Annotated in this window: 19 protein-coding genes, 5 tRNA genes and 1 pseudogene; 19 read left to right on the forward strand and 6 right to left on the reverse strand. The window is 69.9% G+C overall.

What is annotated here, in order from left to right; genetic code table 11:
- Positions 1 to 727 precede the first annotated feature (727 nt).
- The 9 genes from AOK24_RS35040 to AOK24_RS35080 all read left to right on the forward strand — a co-directional run bounded on the left by AOK24_RS35040 (position 728) and on the right by AOK24_RS35080 (position 4,609).
- Positions 728 to 895, forward strand: coding sequence for a hypothetical protein (locus AOK24_RS35040; protein WP_420876716.1), 168 nt, complete (start codon positions 728 to 730; stop codon positions 893 to 895).
- A gap of 130 nt (positions 896 to 1,025) precedes the next feature.
- Complete coding sequence (locus tag AOK24_RS35045) at positions 1,026 to 1,802, forward strand: fumarylacetoacetate hydrolase family protein (RefSeq protein WP_055724031.1); 777 nt, start codon at positions 1,026 to 1,028, stop codon at positions 1,800 to 1,802.
- Complete coding sequence (gltX, locus tag AOK24_RS35050) at positions 1,786 to 3,270, forward strand: glutamate--tRNA ligase (RefSeq protein WP_055724018.1); 1,485 nt, start codon at positions 1,786 to 1,788, stop codon at positions 3,268 to 3,270. The genes AOK24_RS35045 and gltX overlap by 17 nt, the downstream gene beginning before the upstream one ends.
- Before the next feature lie 69 nt (positions 3,271 to 3,339).
- Entirely contained in the window at positions 3,340 to 4,071 is a 732-nt protein-coding gene (locus AOK24_RS35055) for an HAD family hydrolase (RefSeq protein WP_079057151.1), read from the forward strand.
- A 94-nt stretch (positions 4,072 to 4,165) separates the two neighbouring features.
- A tRNA-Gln gene (locus AOK24_RS35060) sits at positions 4,166 to 4,237 on the forward strand.
- Positions 4,238 to 4,262: 25 nt separating this feature from the next.
- Positions 4,263 to 4,335, forward strand: a tRNA-Glu gene (locus tag AOK24_RS35065).
- 31 nt (positions 4,336 to 4,366) lie between these two features.
- A tRNA-Glu gene (locus tag AOK24_RS35070) sits at positions 4,367 to 4,439 on the forward strand.
- Positions 4,440 to 4,460: 21 nt separating this feature from the next.
- Positions 4,461 to 4,532: transfer RNA gene (locus AOK24_RS35075), tRNA-Gln, on the forward strand.
- A 4-nt stretch (positions 4,533 to 4,536) separates the two neighbouring features.
- Positions 4,537 to 4,609: transfer RNA gene (locus AOK24_RS35080), tRNA-Glu, on the forward strand.
- A 124-nt stretch (positions 4,610 to 4,733) separates the two neighbouring features.
- Here AOK24_RS35080 and ndgR read toward each other — a convergent pair.
- Entirely contained in the window at positions 4,734 to 5,450 is a 717-nt protein-coding gene (ndgR, locus tag AOK24_RS35085; RefSeq protein WP_007384919.1) for an IclR family transcriptional regulator NdgR, read from the reverse strand.
- Between the two features lie 185 nt (positions 5,451 to 5,635).
- Between ndgR and leuC the strand changes: the two genes are divergently transcribed.
- From leuC to AOK24_RS35105, 4 genes are all read left to right on the forward strand, one after another.
- Positions 5,636 to 7,060: a 3-isopropylmalate dehydratase large subunit gene (leuC, locus tag AOK24_RS35090; RefSeq protein WP_055724020.1), complete on the forward strand. Its 1,425-nt coding sequence runs from the start codon at positions 5,636 to 5,638 to the stop codon at positions 7,058 to 7,060.
- Positions 7,061 to 7,065: 5 nt separating this feature from the next.
- Positions 7,066 to 7,659: a 3-isopropylmalate dehydratase small subunit gene (leuD, locus tag AOK24_RS35095; protein WP_055724021.1), complete on the forward strand. Its 594-nt coding sequence runs from the start codon at positions 7,066 to 7,068 to the stop codon at positions 7,657 to 7,659.
- Positions 7,660 to 7,912: 253 nt separating this feature from the next.
- Positions 7,913 to 8,143 (forward strand): SCO5555 family protein, encoded by a 231-nt coding sequence (locus AOK24_RS35100; RefSeq protein ID WP_050369283.1) that lies wholly within the window; start codon positions 7,913 to 7,915, stop codon positions 8,141 to 8,143.
- Between the two features lie 136 nt (positions 8,144 to 8,279).
- Positions 8,280 to 8,861, forward strand: a complete 582-nt coding sequence (locus tag AOK24_RS35105; protein WP_055724022.1) for an HU family DNA-binding protein — start codon at positions 8,280 to 8,282, stop codon at positions 8,859 to 8,861.
- Positions 8,862 to 8,946: 85 nt separating this feature from the next.
- On the opposite strand, the gene AOK24_RS35110 is transcribed toward AOK24_RS35105, so the two are convergent.
- Both AOK24_RS35110 and cofC read right to left on the reverse strand, forming a co-directional pair.
- Positions 8,947 to 9,150, reverse strand: coding sequence for a hypothetical protein (locus tag AOK24_RS35110; protein ID WP_055724023.1), 204 nt, complete (start codon positions 9,148 to 9,150; stop codon positions 8,947 to 8,949).
- 21 nt (positions 9,151 to 9,171) lie between these two features.
- A complete protein-coding gene (gene cofC, locus AOK24_RS35115) occupies positions 9,172 to 9,810 on the reverse strand; it encodes a 2-phospho-L-lactate guanylyltransferase (protein WP_055724024.1) in 639 nt (212 codons plus the stop codon).
- A 199-nt stretch (positions 9,811 to 10,009) separates the two neighbouring features.
- Between cofC and AOK24_RS35120 the strand changes: the two genes are divergently transcribed.
- The 3 genes from AOK24_RS35120 to AOK24_RS35130 all read left to right on the forward strand — a co-directional run bounded on the left by AOK24_RS35120 (position 10,010) and on the right by AOK24_RS35130 (position 13,241).
- On the forward strand, positions 10,010 to 10,774 hold the full coding sequence (locus AOK24_RS35120) for a lysophospholipid acyltransferase family protein (protein ID WP_055724025.1): 765 nt from the start codon (positions 10,010 to 10,012) through the stop codon (positions 10,772 to 10,774).
- Positions 10,771 to 11,781 (forward strand): NAD(P)H-dependent glycerol-3-phosphate dehydrogenase, encoded by a 1,011-nt coding sequence (locus AOK24_RS35125; protein WP_055724026.1) that lies wholly within the window; start codon positions 10,771 to 10,773, stop codon positions 11,779 to 11,781. Before AOK24_RS35120 ends, AOK24_RS35125 begins: the two co-directional genes overlap by 4 nt.
- 305 nt (positions 11,782 to 12,086) lie before the next feature.
- Positions 12,087 to 13,241 (forward strand): D-alanine--D-alanine ligase family protein, encoded by a 1,155-nt coding sequence (locus AOK24_RS35130; RefSeq protein WP_055724027.1) that lies wholly within the window; start codon positions 12,087 to 12,089, stop codon positions 13,239 to 13,241.
- 107 nt (positions 13,242 to 13,348) lie between these two features.
- Here AOK24_RS35130 and AOK24_RS35135 read toward each other — a convergent pair whose 3' ends face one another.
- Positions 13,349 to 13,831 carry a DUF3515 domain-containing protein gene (locus tag AOK24_RS35135; protein WP_055724028.1) on the reverse strand — a complete coding sequence of 161 codons (483 nt, stop codon included), beginning with the start codon at positions 13,829 to 13,831 and terminating at the stop codon, positions 13,349 to 13,351.
- A gap of 20 nt (positions 13,832 to 13,851) precedes the next feature.
- Positions 13,852 to 14,085 carry an Lrp/AsnC family transcriptional regulator gene (locus AOK24_RS35140; protein ID WP_050369289.1) on the reverse strand — a complete coding sequence of 78 codons (234 nt, stop codon included), beginning with the start codon at positions 14,083 to 14,085 and terminating at the stop codon, positions 13,852 to 13,854.
- A 197-nt stretch (positions 14,086 to 14,282) separates the two neighbouring features.
- Here AOK24_RS35140 and AOK24_RS35145 point away from each other — a divergent pair, with 197 nt between their 5' ends.
- Positions 14,283 to 15,245, forward strand: a complete 963-nt coding sequence (locus AOK24_RS35145; protein WP_055724029.1) for a thiamine-phosphate kinase — start codon at positions 14,283 to 14,285, stop codon at positions 15,243 to 15,245.
- Complete coding sequence (gene thiD / locus AOK24_RS35150; protein WP_055724030.1) at positions 15,242 to 16,027, forward strand: bifunctional hydroxymethylpyrimidine kinase/phosphomethylpyrimidine kinase; 786 nt, start codon at positions 15,242 to 15,244, stop codon at positions 16,025 to 16,027. The genes AOK24_RS35145 and thiD overlap by 4 nt, the downstream gene beginning before the upstream one ends.
- 119 nt (positions 16,028 to 16,146) lie before the next feature.
- Here thiD and rpmB read toward each other — a convergent pair whose 3' ends face one another.
- The gene (gene rpmB / locus AOK24_RS35155; protein ID WP_003973430.1) at positions 16,147 to 16,332 is read right to left on the reverse strand and encodes a 50S ribosomal protein L28; all 186 of its coding nucleotides are present in this window, start codon (positions 16,330 to 16,332) and stop codon (positions 16,147 to 16,149) included.
- Between the two features lie 203 nt (positions 16,333 to 16,535).
- Between rpmB and AOK24_RS35160 the strand changes: the two are divergent.
- Positions 16,536 to 16,818: pseudogene (locus tag AOK24_RS35160) on the forward strand (DAK2 domain-containing protein); the annotation flags it as partial.

The following is a 16,818-nucleotide window of genomic DNA, read 5'->3' on the forward strand; positions in this document are numbered from 1 at the left end:
TCACCGGGGTGGTGGGAGCGCCGGGGCGGCTCTTGCCGTCGCCTGCCTGGGCGGGACCCGGGTTCTGGGCGTGCTGGGGCGAGGAGCTGACTGTGTTCGCTCCAGTCCCGCCGCGCGGCTCCGGCCCTGCCGGAGCACTGCCGTCCCTCTTGAATCGTCCCTGCACTAGCGTCGCAACCTCTGGACCAGGCGCCTTCCCGAACGAACGGACAAGGCGGTGTCGGCGTCTTGAGAGGCGCCCTGACTGCGCCCCCCGGGATGGTCGTTGAGTGACCCGGCGCTGGCTCCCCCTATCTCGCCGCCACTCGGCGCTTCTGTGCGCCCCCTGCGCGCCGGCTCGATCCCGCGGCGGTCCGTGAGATTCCAGCACAGTGCCGGATCTCCAACAAGGTTTGGTGGCCGGGCTGTGACATCCGTGACAGTGCGTACGAGATGAGTCACCCGTCGTGGATTTCTATCCGCCCCAAAGTGAACGAACTCCGACAAACCCTTCAAGTGATCAAGGTGTCCCAGTCGCCATGATCAGGAGCGGAATGACAGCTTCAGATGGTCATTGTCCGATTCGTTACGTTCACTTGCGGGCCTGAATTGACCGGTTTGACGGCTGTTCCGTGAGCAAACTCACACGCCCTCGGGTGGCCCCCCGTGACTTCCCCGGGAATGCCATGTTTAGCCTGACGCTTTACAGATTCGGCATATCCGACACGAGCCAGTGGAGCCCTCGCCCATGTCCCGCAAGACCGCCAACCCCCGCCGCACCACCCTGGTCCACCTGAAGGACGCCGGCGAGCTGGAGACCCCGGTCCAGGAACACTCTGTCGACCTCCCCGCCCAGACCGCGAACCCGCGGCGCACGATCCTCATGGAGCTGCCGAACAGCGTCTCCGCCGAGTAGTACGCGGGAAGATCGCGAAACGCTCAGACGGCCCCCACCGCCCCGCAAGGGACGAGGTGGGGGCCGTCTCGCGCGTTAGCCTGGGGCGTCAGACTCCAGCCAGCAGAAGGTAAAGGGGCGCGAGGATCCCGTGCGCATCGCCAGGTTCTCCATCGACGGCAACGTCGCGTTCGGCGCGGTCGAGGGTGACAAGGACGACGAACTCGTCCTCGACATCATCAAGGGCATCCCGTTCGCCGAGTTCGAACTCTCCGGGACCAAGGTCCCGCTGAGCAAGGTCCGGCTCCTGCCGCCCGTGCTCCCCAACAAGGTCGTCGCCTTCGGCCGCAACTACGCCGAGCACGCCCGCGAACTGGGCAACGAGGTCCCGGACGCCCCCTTCGCCTTCTTCAAGCCCTCCACCTCGGTGATCGGCCACGGCGACGCCATCCAGTACCCCGGCTTCTCCTCCGAGGTCCACCACGAGGCCGAACTCGCCGTCGTCATCGGCCGGATGTGCCGCGAGGTCCCCCGCGAGCGCGTCAAGGACGTCATCCTCGGCTACACCTGCGCGATCGACGTCACCGCCCGCGACGTCCAGAAGCGCGAGAAGCAGTGGGCGCGCGCCAAGGGCTTCGACACGTCCTGCCCCCTCGGCCCCTGGATCGAGACGGACCTCGACCCGAGCGACCTCACCATCCAGCTCACGGTCAACGGCCAGCAGCGCCAACTGGGCCGCACCAGCGAGATGATCACCCCCATCGAGGACCTGATCGTCAACATCACCGAGGCCATGACCCTGCTCCCCGGAGACGTCATCCTCACGGGCACCCCGGCCGGCGTCGGCCCCCTGGCGATCGGCGACGAGGTCGCCGTCACCATCGAAGGTATCGGCACTCTCACCAACAAGGTTGTCAAGCGTGACTAGCGCACCTGTCCGCGTACGTTTCTGCCCCTCCCCGACGGGCAACCCCCACGTCGGCCTCGTCCGCACGGCCCTGTTCAACTGGGCCTTCGCCCGCCACCACCAGGGCACCCTGGTCTTCCGCATCGAGGACACGGACGCGGCCCGCGACAGCGAGGACTCCTACAACCAGCTCCTCGACGCGATGCGCTGGCTCGGCTTCGACTGGGACGAGGGCCCCGAGATCGGCGGCCCGCACGCGCCGTACCGCCAGTCCCAGCGCATGGACCTCTACAAGGACGTCGCCCAGAAGCTCCAGGACGCCGGCCACGCCTACCGCTGCTACTGCTCCACCGAGGAACTGGACGCCCGCCGCGACGCCGCCCGCGCCGCCGGCAAGCCCTCCGGCTACGACGGCCACTGCCGCGACCTCACCCCGGAGCAGGTCGAGCGGTACGAGGCCGAGGGCCGCAAGCCGATCGTCCGCTTCCGCATGCCGGACGAGACCATCACGTTCACCGACCTGGTCCGCGGCGAGCTGACGTTCACCCCCGAGAACGTCCCGGACTACGGCATCGTCCGCGCCAACGGCGCCCCCCTGTACACGCTGGTCAACCCGGTCGACGACGCGCTGATGGAGATCACGCACGTCCTGCGCGGCGAGGACCTCCTGTCCTCCACCCCGCGCCAGATCGCCCTGTACAAGGCGCTGATCGAGCTGGGCGTCGCGAAGACCACCCCCGCGTTCGGGCACCTCCCGTACGTCATGGGCGAGGGCAACAAGAAGCTCTCCAAGCGCGACCCGCAGGCGTCCCTGAACCTCTACCGGGACAAGGGCTTCCTCCCCGAGGGCCTGCTCAACTACCTTTCCCTGCTGGGCTGGTCGCTCTCCGCGGACGAGGACATCTTCACGACGGACCAGCTGATCGCGGCGTTCGACATCAAGGACGTCAACCCCAACCCGGCCCGCTTCGACCTCAAGAAGTGCGAGGCGATCAACGGCGACCACATCCGCATGCTGGACGTGAAGGACTTCACCGAGCGCTGCGCCCCCTGGCTGAAGGCCCCCTTCGCGCCCTGGGCGCCGGAGGACTTCGACGAGGCGAAGTGGCAGGCCATCGCCCCGCACGCGCAGACCCGCCTCAAGGTCCTCTCGGAGATCACCGACAACGTCGACTTCCTGTTCCTCCCGCGGCCCGTCGAGGACGAGGCGTCCTGGGCGAAGGCGATGAAGGACGGCAGCGACGCCCTTCTCGCCACGGCCCGCGAGAAGCTGGAGGCGGCCGACTGGACGTCCCCCGAGTCCCTCAAGGAAGCCGTCCTCGCGGCCGGCGAGGCCCACGGCCTCAAGCTCGGCAAGGCGCAGGCCCCCGTCCGCGTCGCGATCACCGGCCGCACGGTCGGCCTCCCCCTCTTCGAGTCCCTCGAAGTCCTCGGCAAGGAGGCGTCGTTGGCCCGCATCGACGCGGCCCTCGCCAAGCTCGCGGCGTAGCACGGCAGTTCACCGGGGCGGCATCCGAACAGGGGTGCCGCCCTTGCCCGTTCCCGGTACCGTCGGATCATGGACATTCGCGCCGTGGTCTGGGACGTGGACGACACCCTCTTCGACTACACGAGTGCCGACCGCCTCGGCATGCGGGACCACCTGGCGGTCGAGGGCCTGCTCGCCGGGTACGCCGACGCCGAGCAGGCCGTCGACCACTGGCGCGCGGTCACCGACGCCCAGTGGGCCCGCTTCGCCGCGGGCGAGACCACCTTCGAGGGCCAACGCCGCGACCGCGTCCGGGTGTTCGTGGGCCAGGAGCTCACCGACGCCGAGGCCGACACCTGGTTCGGCCGCTACCTCGGCCACTACGAGCGGGCCTGGACCCTCTTCCCGGACGTCCTGCCCGTCCTCGACACCCTCGCGGCCAGCCACCGGCACTCCGTCCTCTCCAACTCCAGCATCCACGTCCAGGACCACAAGCTGCGCACCCTCGGCGTCCACGACCGCTTCGAGTCGATCATCTGCGCCGCCGAACTCGGCGTCTCCAAGCCCGAGGCCGGCGCCTTCCTCGCCGCCTGCGAGGCCCTCGCCCTGGCGCCCGAGCAGGTCGCCTACGTCGGCGACCACCCCGACATCGACGGCCGGGGCGCGGCCGAGGCGGGCCTGTTCTCCGTCTGGATCGACCGGTACGACGCCGGCGCGGACGCCGCCCCGCTGCCCGGCCGGCACCGGATCGCGAGCCTCGCCGAACTCCCCGCGCTGCTCGGCGCGGATACCCGTTTTGGAGCCCCGTCCACCTTCGGGTAATGTTCTTTCTGCGCCGCCGGGGAGCGGGCCGAAAGGCCGAGAGACCCGGGGGAGCACAGCTAGAACAAGATCCTTGATCGGGATTGCGTTCCAGTGGCCTATGGTGTAATTGGCAGCACGACTGATTCTGGTTCAGTTAGTCTTGGTTCGAGTCCAGGTAGGCCAGCTTGCAGAAGCTCAAAATCTGCATCGCCCCCGTTGTGTAGCGGCCTAGCACGCTGCCCTCTCACGGCAGTAGCGCCGGTTCGAATCCGGTCGGGGGTACTGGTTCCGATCTTGTGTCGGGACTGCTAGGGCCCCCGTTGTGTAGCGGCCTAGCACGCTGCCCTCTCACGGCAGTAGCGCCGGTTCGAATCCGGTCGGGGGTACTGACTGGTCTAAACCAACATTGGTCTATGGTGTAATTGGCAGCACGACTGATTCTGGTTCAGTTAGTCTTGGTTCGAGTCCAGGTAGACCAGCTTCGCCCCCGTTGTGTAGCGGCCTAGCACGCTGCCCTCTCACGGCAGTAGCGCCGGTTCGAATCCGGTCGGGGGTACAGAAAGAAGCCACCCACCTCAGTAGAGGCGGGTGGCTTTTTCGTGTTCCCGCAGGTCAGTGGGGGAGGAAGGGCCTGCCGCGGCGTTGAGGCCGGCCCTTGTCGCGGGAGCTTCTCGCGGGCGTCAGCCCGTTCTGCGCAGCGCCTCGGAGAGGCGGGCCGCCGCGTCGATCACGGCCTGCGCGTGCATACGGCCGGGGTGGCGGGTCAGGCGCTCGATCGGGCCCGAGACGGAGACGGCGGCCACGACGCGGTTCGAGGGGCCGCGCACCGGCGCCGAGACCGAGGCGACGCCCGGCTCGCGCTCGCCGATGGACTGGGCCCAGCCCCGGCGCCGTACGCCCGAGAGGGCCGTCGCCGTGAAGCGGGCGCCCTGGAGGCCGCGGTGGAGGCGCTCGGGCTCCTCCCAGGCCATGAGGATCTGCGCGGAGGAACCGGCCTTCATCGTGAGCGTGGAGCCCACCGGTACCGTGTCCCGCAGTCCGGACAGCCGCTCGGCGGCGGCCACACAGATCCGCATGTCACCCTGGCGCCGGTAGAGCTGGGCGCTCTCGCCCGTGATGTCCCGCAGGTGCGTGAGCACGGGGCCCGCGGTCGCCAGGAGGCGGTCCTCGCCGGCCGCCGCCGCCAGCTCCGCGAGACGCGGGCCGAGAATGAACCGGCCCTGCATGTCGCGGGCGACCATGCGGTGGTGTTCCAGGGCCACGGCCAGCCGGTGGGCCGTGGGTCGAGCCAGTCCGGTGGCCGCGACCAGTCCTGCCAGGGTCGCGGGTCCGGACTCCAGGGCGCTCAGGACAAGGGCTGCCTTGTCCAGAACGCCGACGCCGCTACTGTTGTCCATGCAACGATACTCCCGTCTCACTCTGTGAAACGCAAGTTCATTTTCCCGTGAGACGCGCAACCCTGGGACCTACAGCGCCCGCTGACCGAACGGGCGCGGTGGCGGGTGCCCGGAACAGGGGCGGGCGCCGCTTCCGAGATCTCTAGTAGCGCCGGGACACCACCTGTCCGGCCGGAGGGAAAGCGATGGGTAGGACACTCGCGGAGAAGGTCTGGGACGACCATGTCGTCCGGCGCGCCGAGGGCGAGCCCGACCTTCTCTTCATCGATCTGCACCTGCTGCACGAGGTGACCAGTCCGCAGGCGTTCGACGGGCTGCGTCAGAACGGCCGCCAGGTCCGCCGCCTCGACCTGACCATCGCCACCGAGGACCACAACACCCCGACCCTCGACATCGACAAGCCCATCGCCGACCCGGTCTCCCGGGTCCAGCTGGAGACCCTGCGCAAGAACGCCGCGGAGTTCGGTGTCCGCCTGCACCCCCTCGGCGACGTCGAGCAGGGCGTCGTCCACGTCGTCGGCCCCCAGCTCGGTCTCACCCAGCCCGGCATGACGGTCGTCTGCGGCGACTCCCACACCTCCACGCACGGCGCCTTCGGCGGGCTCGCGTTCGGGATCGGCACCTCCCAGGTGGAGCACGTGCTGGCCACCCAGACGCTGCCGCTGGCCCGCCCGAAGACCATGGCCATCACGGTCGACGGCGACCTGCCCGACGGCGTCACCGCCAAGGACCTGATCCTCGCGATCATCGCGAAGATCGGCACCGGCGGCGGCCAGGGCTACGTCCTGGAGTACCGCGGCTCCGCCATCGAGAAGCTCTCGATGGAGGCCCGGATGACCATCTGCAACATGTCCATCGAGGCCGGCGCCCGCGCGGGCATGATCGCCCCCGACGAGACGACGTTCGCCTACCTCAAGGGCCGCGCGCACGCGCCCGAGGGCGACGACTGGGACGCCGCGGTCGCGTACTGGAAGACCCTGAAGACCGACGACGACGCCGAGTTCGACGCCGAGGTCGTCATCAAGGCCGAGGAACTCTCCCCGTTCGTCACCTGGGGCACCAACCCCGGCCAGGGCGCGCCCCTTTCGGCGAACGTCCCCGACCCGGCTTCGTACGAGGACGCCTCGGAGCGCCTCGCCGCCGAAAAGGCCCTGGAATACATGGGGTTGGCGGCCGGACAGCCGCTGCGCTCCATCAAGGTGGACACCGTCTTCGTAGGGTCGTGCACCAACGGCCGCATCGAGGACCTGCGCGCCGCCGCCGAACTCGTCAAGGGCCGCAAAGTCGCCGACGGCGTACGGATGCTGGTCGTCCCGGGCTCCGCGCGCGTGGGCCTCCAGGCCGTCTCCGAGGGTCTGGACGTCGTGTTCAAGGAGGCCGGCGCCGAGTGGCGGCACGCGGGCTGCTCGATGTGTCTGGGCATGAACCCCGACCAACTCGCCCCCGGTGAGCGCTCCGCGTCCACCTCCAACCGCAACTTCGAGGGCAGGCAGGGCAAGGGCGGCCGTACGCACCTGGTCTCGCCGCAGGTCGCCGCCGCGACCGCTGTCCTGGGCCACCTGGCCTCGCCCGCCGACCTGACCGACGCAACCGCGCCCGCTGGAGTCTGAGAGCCATGGAAGCATTCACCACGCACACCGGCCGGGCCGTCCCGCTGCGCCGCTCCAACGTCGACACCGACCAGATCATCCCCGCCCACTGGCTCAAGAAGGTGACGCGGGACGGCTTCGAGGACGGGCTCTTCGAGGCGTGGCGCAAGGACCCGGAGTTCGTCCTCAACCGGCCCGAGCGCGAGGGCGCGACCGTCCTGGTGGCCGGCCCCGACTTCGGCACCGGCTCCTCGCGCGAGCACGCGGTGTGGGCGCTCCAGAACTACGGCTTCAAGACGGTCATCTCGTCCCGCTTCGCCGACATCTTCCGCGGCAACTCCCTGAAGAACGGCCTGCTGACGGTCATCCTCGACCAGTCGACCGTGGACGCGCTGTGGGAGCTCGTGGAGAGCGACCCGCAGGCCGAGATCACCGTCGACCTGGAGGCCCTGGAGGTCCGTGCCGAGGGCGTCACCGCCCCCTTCGAGCTGGACGAGAACTCCCGCTGGCGGCTGCTGAACGGGCTGGACGACATCTCCATCACCCTCCAGAACGAGGCCGACATCGCGGCGTACGAGGCGAAGCGCCCCTCGTACAAGCCGCGCACGCTCCAGGTCTGAGCGCCAGAGCGAGTTTCGGCCACCCAGAGCCACGCCGTACCCCCGATCCGTCCGATCGGGGGTACGGCGTTTTCTGCACCCGTTCGGCCCCGCACATCTCCTCGAAATCTTCCCAACTTCCCACGTTAAAGGGGTGGTTGACTGGGTACGCGACCGCTGTGGACACGACGTCCAACAGTGCTCGGACGACTGTTTGAGGCGGCAGTTGCACCCCTGGCGGGCGACAACTCGCCCCAGATGGCACAATCTGTGCATGGAACACGACGGCCAACTCACGCTCTACCAGGCCGTCGCGGACCAGCTCAAGGAAGCGCACAGAAGGGTGCGCGCACTGCAAGTCCCGGAGGGCGTACGGATGGCGCTGACCCGGAAGCTGCTGGTCATTACGGCCGCGGCCAAGCACGATCTCGCCGACGCGGCAAGGCGGCTGGAGCTGTTCATGGCGGATCTCGACGAGGGGCGAATCCCCGGCGAGGAACGCTGAACGGCCCAATGCGGTCGAGTCCGTTGCGGCACAAGGGTGATAAGCCCGTTTCGTGTTTGATTTGCGGTATACATCTGCCTAACGTGCGAAAAAGCCTGGACACTTTCGTTCCAGCAATGTCTCCGAAGGGGAAGACGTGAACAAGGCGCAGCTCGTAGAAGCGATTGCCGACAAGGTCGGCGGCCGTCAGAACGCCGCCGAGGCGGTCGACGCGGTTCTGGACGCCATCGTCCGCGCGGTCGTCGCGGGGGACCGGGTCTCGGTCACCGGCTTCGGTTCGTTCGAGAAGGTCGACCGCCCGGCGCGGTACGCCCGCAACCCCCAGACGGGCGAGCGGGTCCGGGTCAAGAAGACCTCCGTCCCGCGCTTCCGTGCGGGCCAGGGTTTCAAGGACCTGGTGAGCGGCTCGAAGAAGCTCCCCAAGAACGACGTCGCGGTCAAGAAGGCGCCCAAGGGCAGCCTGAGCGGCACCGCTTCGGCGACGGTCAAGAAGGCGGCGGCGAAGAAGGCCGCCCCGGCCAAGAAGGCGACCGCCGCCGCGAAGAAGGCCGCGCCGGCGAAGAAGGCGGCCACCGCCAAGACCGCCGCCGCCAAGAAGACGACGGCCAAGAAGGCCACCGCGAAGAAGGCCGTCGCCAAGAAGGCCCCGGCGAAGAAGGCCCCGGCCAAGAAGTCGGCCGCTCGCAAGACCACCGCGAAGAAGACGGCGGCCAGCTAGGCGCGGGACTGACGGCGGTACTCACGCGTCGGGCCGGACTTCCACCCCCTGTGGAGTCCGGCCCGCGGTGTGTTCGGGGGCTCTCTCAGAAGGTCTGGAGCGTCACCAGGGTGATGTGCAGGGCCTCGCCGGTCCCCTGCGTCTCGATGCGCACCCGCTGGCCCACCCGAAGCAGCCGCAGGCCGCCCGCGTCGAACGCCTCCGCGCCGAAGGGGAGCGGGGTGCCGTCGTCCAGGAGGACCTGGCCGGTGCGGGTCTCGGGGTCGTAGGTGTAAGCCGTCGCCTGCATGGGGGCAGCTTACTGGCCGGGTCATTGGCCGGGGGTCAGGAGGCGGGTGGTCGCGGTGGTGGTGCGCGGGCCGACGCCCAGGGTGAGGGCCGCGCGCAGGTCCTCGCCGGTGTCGACGTCCTGGCGGACCGAGTCGACGGCGGGCAGGAGGAGTTCGGCCGCTCCCGAGGCGCGGTGCAGGAGGCGGGAATCCGGGCCGAATGCGGGGAGCAGGGGATGCTCCGGAGTCGCGGCGAGCAAAGTCGTGCCGATGCCCGCAGCATCCGGCAGAAATGCGCGGGGGAATTCAGCGGCGGCGTCCAGGACCCGCGTCAATTCACCGGGCCGCAAAGCCGGGAGATCGGCGTTCAGGGCCGCGAGAGCCGTTTTCGGGCGCACAGCGCGTACGGCGCTCTCCCCGTGCGCCAGAGCCGCGTTCAGGCCCGCGCGCGGGGTGTCGGGGACGATCCGGGCGCCCAGTGCCCCGAGTTCGCGCCCGGCCAGCGGGTCGTCCGTGACGACCGCCACATCCCGTACGGCCGCCGAGGCCAGCGCCGCGGCCACCGTGTCCTGCGCGAAGGCCAGCGCGAGAGCCGGCCGCACCCCGTCGCCGGCCGTGTCCGACAGCCTGCTCTTGGCCCGCGCGAGGGGTTTCAGGGGGATGACCAACGTCCACTGCACCGGCTTACCGTCCCTTGCTCGTCGCGGTCATTGTCACCCGGCTGCAACCTTGCCCATCTGGCGGTTCTTCCTTCGGGGCGTACGGTGTTCTCGACAGACCGGCCTGCCGGGGCCACACTTGTGCGGCTCCCGGCCGCCGGAACGACTTGGAACAGGCCCTGGGAAGTCCTGGCTCCTGGAGGAAGAGGTAGGTGTCCGCGTGCCCCGCCGCAGAATCGGCTTCTGGTACCGCTTCGCCGCGGTGATCTGCAAACCACTGCTGGTGCCTCTCCTCAAGCGGGACTGGCGCGGAATGGAGCACATTCCGGCCGAGGGCGGATTTATCACCGCGGTGAACCACAATTCCTACGTCGATCCCTTCGCGTACGCGCACTTCCAGTACAACAGCGGGCGTATGCCGCGATTCCTGGCGAAGAGCGCCCTTTTCAAGAAGGGAATCGTCGGCGCCTGGATGCGGAACACGGGCCAGGTCCCCGTCTACCGCGAGTCCACCGACGCCCTCAGCGCCTTCCGGGGCGCCGTGGAGGCCGTGGAACGCGGCGAGTGCGTGGTGTTCTACCCCGAGGGCACGCTCACCCGCGACCCCGACGGCTGGCCCATGACCGGCAAGACCGGCGCCGCGCGCGTGGCGCTGGAGACGCGCTGCCCCGTCGTGCCGATCGCGCAGTGGGGCGTCAACGAAGTGCTGCCGCCGTACGCGAAGAAGCCCGAGTTGTTCCCGCGCAAGACCCATCACGTGCTCGCCGGGCCGCCGTTGGACCTCTCGGCGTACTACGGCAAGGAGATGACCCCCGACCTCCTCAAGGAGGTCACCGAGGTCATCATGGCCGCCGTCACACGCCAACTGGAGGAGATCCGGGGCGAGAAGGCGCCCGAGACGCCGTACGATCCGCGCCGGGAGCGGATCGAGCAGCGGCGCCGTACCGAGGCGCAGCACGGCCACGAAGGAGAGATCGGCAAGTGAGCGAGCCCGTCAAGGCGGCAGTCCTCAGCGCAGGTTCATGGGGGACGGCGTTCGCCGTGGTCCTCGCGGACGCGGGCTGCGAGGTCACGTTGTGGGCGCGGCGCCCCGAGGTCGCCGACGCCATCAACTCGGCGCGGCAGAACCCCGATTACTTCCCCGGCCTCGAACTCCCCACGCGGGTACGGGCGACGACCGACCCCGCCGAGGCCATGGCCGGCGCCGACTTCACCGTCCTGTCGGTGCCCTCGCAGACGCTGCGCGCCAACTTGGCCGCCTGGACGCCCCTGTTGGCGCCCGACACGGTCCTCGTCTCCCTCATGAAGGGCGTCGAACTCGGCACGACCATGCGCATGAGCGAGGTCATCCAGGACGTCACCAAGGTCGCCGCCGAGCGCATCGCCGTCGTCACCGGGCCCAACCTCGCGCGCGAGATCGCCTCCCGGATGCCGGCCGCCGCCGTCGTCGCCGCCACCGACGAGGCCGTCGCCCAGCGCCTCCAACTCGCCTGCCACACGCCGTACTTCCGGCCCTACACCAACACGGACGTGGTCGGCTGCGAACTCGGCGGCGCCGTCAAGAACGTCATCGGCCTCGCGGTCGGCATCGCCGACGGCATGGGACTCGGCGACAACGCGAAGGGCTCGCTCATCACGCGCGGCCTCGCGGAGACGACACGGCTCGGCCTCGCCATGGGCGCCGACCCGCTGACCTTCGCCGGGCTCGCGGGCCTCGGCGACCTCGTCGCCACGTGCTCCTCGCCGCTCTCCCGCAACCACACCTTCGGCACCAACCTCGGCAAGGGCATGACCCTCCAGGAGACCATCGCGGTCACCAAGCAGACCGCCGAGGGCGTCAAGTCCTGCCAGTCCGTCCTCGACCTCGCCCACCGCCACGGCGTCGACATGCCCATCACGGAGACGGTCGTCGACATCGTCCACGAGGCGAAGCCGCCGGTCGTGGCGCTGAAGGAACTGATGTCCCGCAGCGCGAAGCCGGAACGCCGCTAGGGCCTGTCCGGCGGATCAGGCTGCGGTCGCGGGGTCTGGCACGCACATCTGCGGCGTTGTCGTCGGTCGCCGACGCTCCGCGTCGACTCCCTCCTCCGCCTTGCAGCTGCACGCACCAGACCCCGCTCACCGGCACCGATACGGAACCGTCACTCTCGTGCAGCCTGATCCGCCGGACAGACCCTAGGCGTAGCGGGAGTTCGGAGGGGCGCGGCGCGACGTACCGCGAACGGCCCGCGACGCTCAGCGACCGCGGGGTGGTGGACGCTGACTCGTGGACTACCAACGGGTACTCTCGTCGCGATATGAGCACCGAGAACCTTCCCCAGAGCCCCCAGCCGCAACCCGCTCGCAAGCCGCGTGTGGCCGTCGTGTTCGGCGGGCGCAGTTCCGAGCACGGGATCTCCGTGGTGACCGCGGGCGCCGTGCTGCGGGCTCTCGACCGGGACAAGTACGACGTGCTGCCGATCGGCATCACCCGGGAGGGCCGCTGGATGCTCACGGCGGACGCGCCGGAGCGGATGGCGATCGAGGAGCGCCGTACGCCCGAGGTCGCCGACCTCGCGGAGGGCGGCGACGGCGGTGTGGTGCTCCCGCTGGACCCCGCGAACCGCGAAGTCGTCTACAGCGAACCGGGATCCGTGCCGAAGGCGCTCGGCGAGGTCGACGTCGTCTTCCCGGTGCTGCACGGCCCCTACGGCGAGGACGGCACGCTCCAGGGGATGCTGGAGCTGTCCGGTGTCCCGTACGTCGGCTCCGGGGTGCTCGCGTCCGCCGTCGGCCAGGACAAGGAGTACATGAAGCGCGTCTTCACCTCCTTCGGCCTCGCCGTCGGCCCCTACCTGGTGATCCGGCCCCGCGAGTGGGCGCAGGACGAGTCCGGGGCCCGCAAGCGGATCGCCGGGTTCGCGGCGGACCACGGCTGGCCGCTGTTCGTGAAGCCCGCCCGGGCCGGCTCCTCCATCGGCATCACGAAGGTCGACGACGCCTCCGGGCTCGACGAGGCCATCGCCGAGGCGCAGCGCCACGACCCGAAGATCCTGGTCGAGGCCGCCGTCAAGGGCCGCGAGATCGAGTGCGGCGTCCTGGAGTTCGAGGACGGCCCCCGTGCCTCGGTCCCCGCCGAGATCCCGTCCGCGCACGCCTACTACGACTTCGAGTCCAAGTACATCGACTCGGTCCCCGGCATCGTCCCGGCCCCCCTGACCCCCGAACAGACCGCCGAGGTGCGCGAGTTGGCCGTCCAGGCCTTCGACGCGGCGTCCTGCGAGGGCCTGGTCCGCGCGGACTTCTTCCTCACCGAGGACGGCGAGTTCGTCATCAACGAGATCAACACGATGCCCGGCTTCACGCCGATCTCCATGTACCCGAAGATGTGGGAGGAGACGGGGGTCGCATACGGCGAGCTGGTGGACAGGCTCATCCAAGCGGCCCTGCGCCGCTCAACGGGCCTCCGGTAGACGCACTTCAGGGGCGCGGGGCTGCATCGACCTGCGGCTACCGCTGCGTGGGCGCGAACGGCCACAATGGCGCCGCACTCGACACACAGCCAACACCCCTGCGGCGCTTAGTCGGCAATCCCTTCCGGCACGGTCTTCTTCACAGCCGGCGCCAAGTCGATCAGCGGCGACATCCCCTCCGCCGCCCGCGACTTGGGCAGCGTCACCTCGATGTAGACCACCCGCAGCGCGCTCGTGAAGCGCACCGTGCCGTTGTCCTGTTTCTCGACCAGCCAGCCGACCCCGTCGGCCTCACCGGCGTCCGCGTTCTTGTCGTCCATCTTCGGCGGCTTCACGACACCGCACCGCAGTATGATCGCCGGGTCTCCCCAGCCCGCGGTCAGCGGTGACGCGGGCTCGGGGTCCCGGCGCCGCAGTCCGTCCACCGTCGCCGGCAGCGCGGCGTCCAGCTTCCCGCAGATCTCCGCGGCTTTCGCGGACGGACTGGGAACCACGGTCGACGCGCTGTCGTCTGCCGATGAGCAGCCGGCGGCGGCACACAGCACGACGAGGGCGGACAGACCACTGAGCCGGTGACGGAAGAAGTTCACCGGCCAAGGGTAGACGGGGGCTACAGATGGACGACGGGGCAGGTCAGGGTCCGGGTGATCCCCTCCACCTGCTGCACCTTGGCGACCACCATCCGCCCGAGGTCGTCGACCGTGTCCGCCTGGGCCCGCACGATCACGTCGTACGGCCCCGTCACGTCCTCGGCCTGGACGACGCCAGGGATCGCTCCGATCGTCTCGGCGACGGTCGACGCCTTGCCGACCTCCGTCTGGATCAGGATGTACGCCTGTACCACGGAACCTCCAGGGCGGCCACGAGGATCATGTGGGGAAAAGGAACGCCACGGTATCGCGTCGCCGCGTGCCGGGGGGAGACCCACGGCCCCCGCGCCGGGGCGCCGGCGGGACAGACGTTGACGGCTGACTCGACCGTATCGAGGACACTGGCCCCGCGCGACCGGGCGCGGGCAGGCACAGAAGGGGCTCCAGGGCGATGAAGGGCACTGTCGGCGAGCTGGGCGAGTTCGGGCTCATCCGTGAGCTCACCTCCCGGCTCACCACCACCCCGGCGGTCCGCGTCGGCCCGGGGGACGACGCCGCGGTGGTCGCCGCGCCCGACCGCAGGGTCGTGGCCAGCACGGACATCCTGCTGGAGGGCCGGCACTTCCGCCGGGACTGGTCCACCGCCTACGACGTGGGCCGCAAGGCCGCCGCCCAGAACCTCGCCGACATCGCCGCGATGGGCGCCGTACCGACCGCGCTGCTGCTCGGCCTCGTCGTCCCGGCGGAACTCCCGGTGACCTGGCCGACCGAGCTGATGGACGGACTGCGGGACGAGTGCCAGGTCGCGGGCGCCTCCGTGGTCGGCGGGGACGTCGTACGCGGCGACACGATCATGGTGTCGATCACCGCGCTCGGCGACCTGCGCGGCCAGGAGCCGATCACCCGGGGCGGCGCGAAACCCGGCGACCTGGTCGCCGTGACGGGCTGGCTGGGCTGGTCGGCGGCCGGGTACGCGGTCCTCGCGCGGGGCTTCCGCTCGCCGCGCGCCTTCGTGGAGGCCCACCGCCGCCCGGAGCCGCCCTACCACGCGGGTCCGGCGGCGGCCCGGCTCGGCGCGACCGCGATGTGCGACGTCAGCGACGGCCTGATCGCCGACCTCGGACACATCGCCGAGGCCAGCAAGGTCCGCATCGACATCCGCTCCGAGTCCATCGACATCCCCACGCAGATGAACGACATCGGCCACGCGGTCGGCGTCGACCCCATCCAGTGGGTGCTGACCGGCGGCGAGGACCACGCGATCGTCGCGACGTTCCCGCCGGACGTGAAACTCCCCGCCCGCTGGAAGGTCATCGGCGAGGTGCTGGGCCCCTCAGCGCTGCCCCAGGTGACCGTCGACGGCGCGCCCTGGACCCGGCAGGGCGGCTGGGACCACTTCGGGGACGTCGAGTGATCCCCCGCGTCCTGACCGTCGCCGGCTCCGACTCCGGCGGCGGCGCCGGCATCCAGGCCGACCTGAAGACGATGCTCGCGCTCGGCGTGCACGGCATGAGCGTCGTGACCGCCGTCACCGCGCAGAACTCCCTGGGCGTGCAGGGCGCCTGGGAACTCCCCGCCGAGGCGGTCCGCGCCCAGTACCGCAGCGTCGTCGACGACATCGGCGTCCAGGCGGTCAAGACCGGCATGCTGTCCTCGGCCGGACTCGTCGAGACGGTCGCCGAGCTGCTGACGACGACCGGCGCACCCGCCGTCGTCGATCCGGTCGGCGTCTCCAAGCACGGCGACTCCCTCCTCGCCGCCTCGGCCCTCGACGCCGTACGCCACCGGCTCCTCCCGGCGGCCACGCTCGCCACCCCCAACCTCGACGAGGTGTTCCAGATCACCGGCGTACGCGTCGAGACGGAGGCGGGGATGCGGGAGGCGGCGGCGGCCGTGCTGGCGTACGGGCCGCGGTGGGCGCTGATCAAGGGCGGGCACCTGCCCGGGGACGCCGTGGACCTGCTGACGGACGGGAGCGAGGAGCACTGGCTGCGCGCCCCCCGGTACGACAACCGCCACACCCACGGGACGGGGTGCACGCTGGCGTCGGCGATCGCGTCAGGGCTGGCGAAGGGGCTGGCCGTACCGGAGGCGGTGACGGCGGCCAAGGAGTACGTCACCGGGGCGATCCGCGGCGGGTTCGCGCTCGGCGGGGGGATCGGGCCGGTGGATCACGGCTGGCGTATCAGGACGTAGACGGGCAAAAAAGGTAGACGTGCAAAAAAGGAAGGAGATGTGCAAAAAGCCGATCCACCCGAAAGTGGATCGGCTCCATGCGGCGGACCAGCAGTGGCCACGCGCTCAGCGGCGAAGCGTCAGCGCGAAACCTTGCCGGCCTTGATGCACGAGGTGCAGGCGTTCACGCGCTTCGGCGTCCCGCTGACCACGGTACGGACGCGCTGGATGTTCGGGTTCCAGCGACGGGACGTACGGCGGTGCGAGTGCGAGATGTTGTTGCCGAAGCCCGGACCCTTGCCGCAGACGTCGCAGTTAGCAGCCACCGGTCACTCCAAAGACTTCAGATGCACTTACGGATGATCCCGGCATGCCGGGATCGAGATCGAGGATCTGGAAGTGGCGGTGCCGGGGGAATGGCCCGATCGGGATCGGGCAACCGGAGCAGCATACAACGACCGCTCCCGTTGAACGAAACTACCACGATCGGTCTACGCTGCGTCCAATCCAGCAGCTCAGGGAGGCGCAGGTGGCGCAGGTGCCGCAGACATTCCTCGATGCTCTCGCGGTGCGCACCTGGTGCGGCCTCGCGCTGGCCGCCCTCGGCGGGGCCCGCGAGGAGATCGACGCGATCAACGTCTACCCCGTCGCGGACGGCGACACCGGCACCAACCTGTACCTGACGCTCGAATCGGCGGCGACCGCCGTGGAGGCCGTGTTCGCGGCCCACGAACCCGGCGCGCCCTCCCTCGCCGACGCCGCGCACGCGATGGCGCACGGCGCGCTCATAGGCGCGCCGTGCGCCATCGCGT

The sequence above is a fragment of the Streptomyces niveiscabiei genome (assembly GCF_001419795.1).
Classification (GTDB): domain Bacteria; phylum Actinomycetota; class Actinomycetes; order Streptomycetales; family Streptomycetaceae; genus Streptomyces; species Streptomyces niveiscabiei.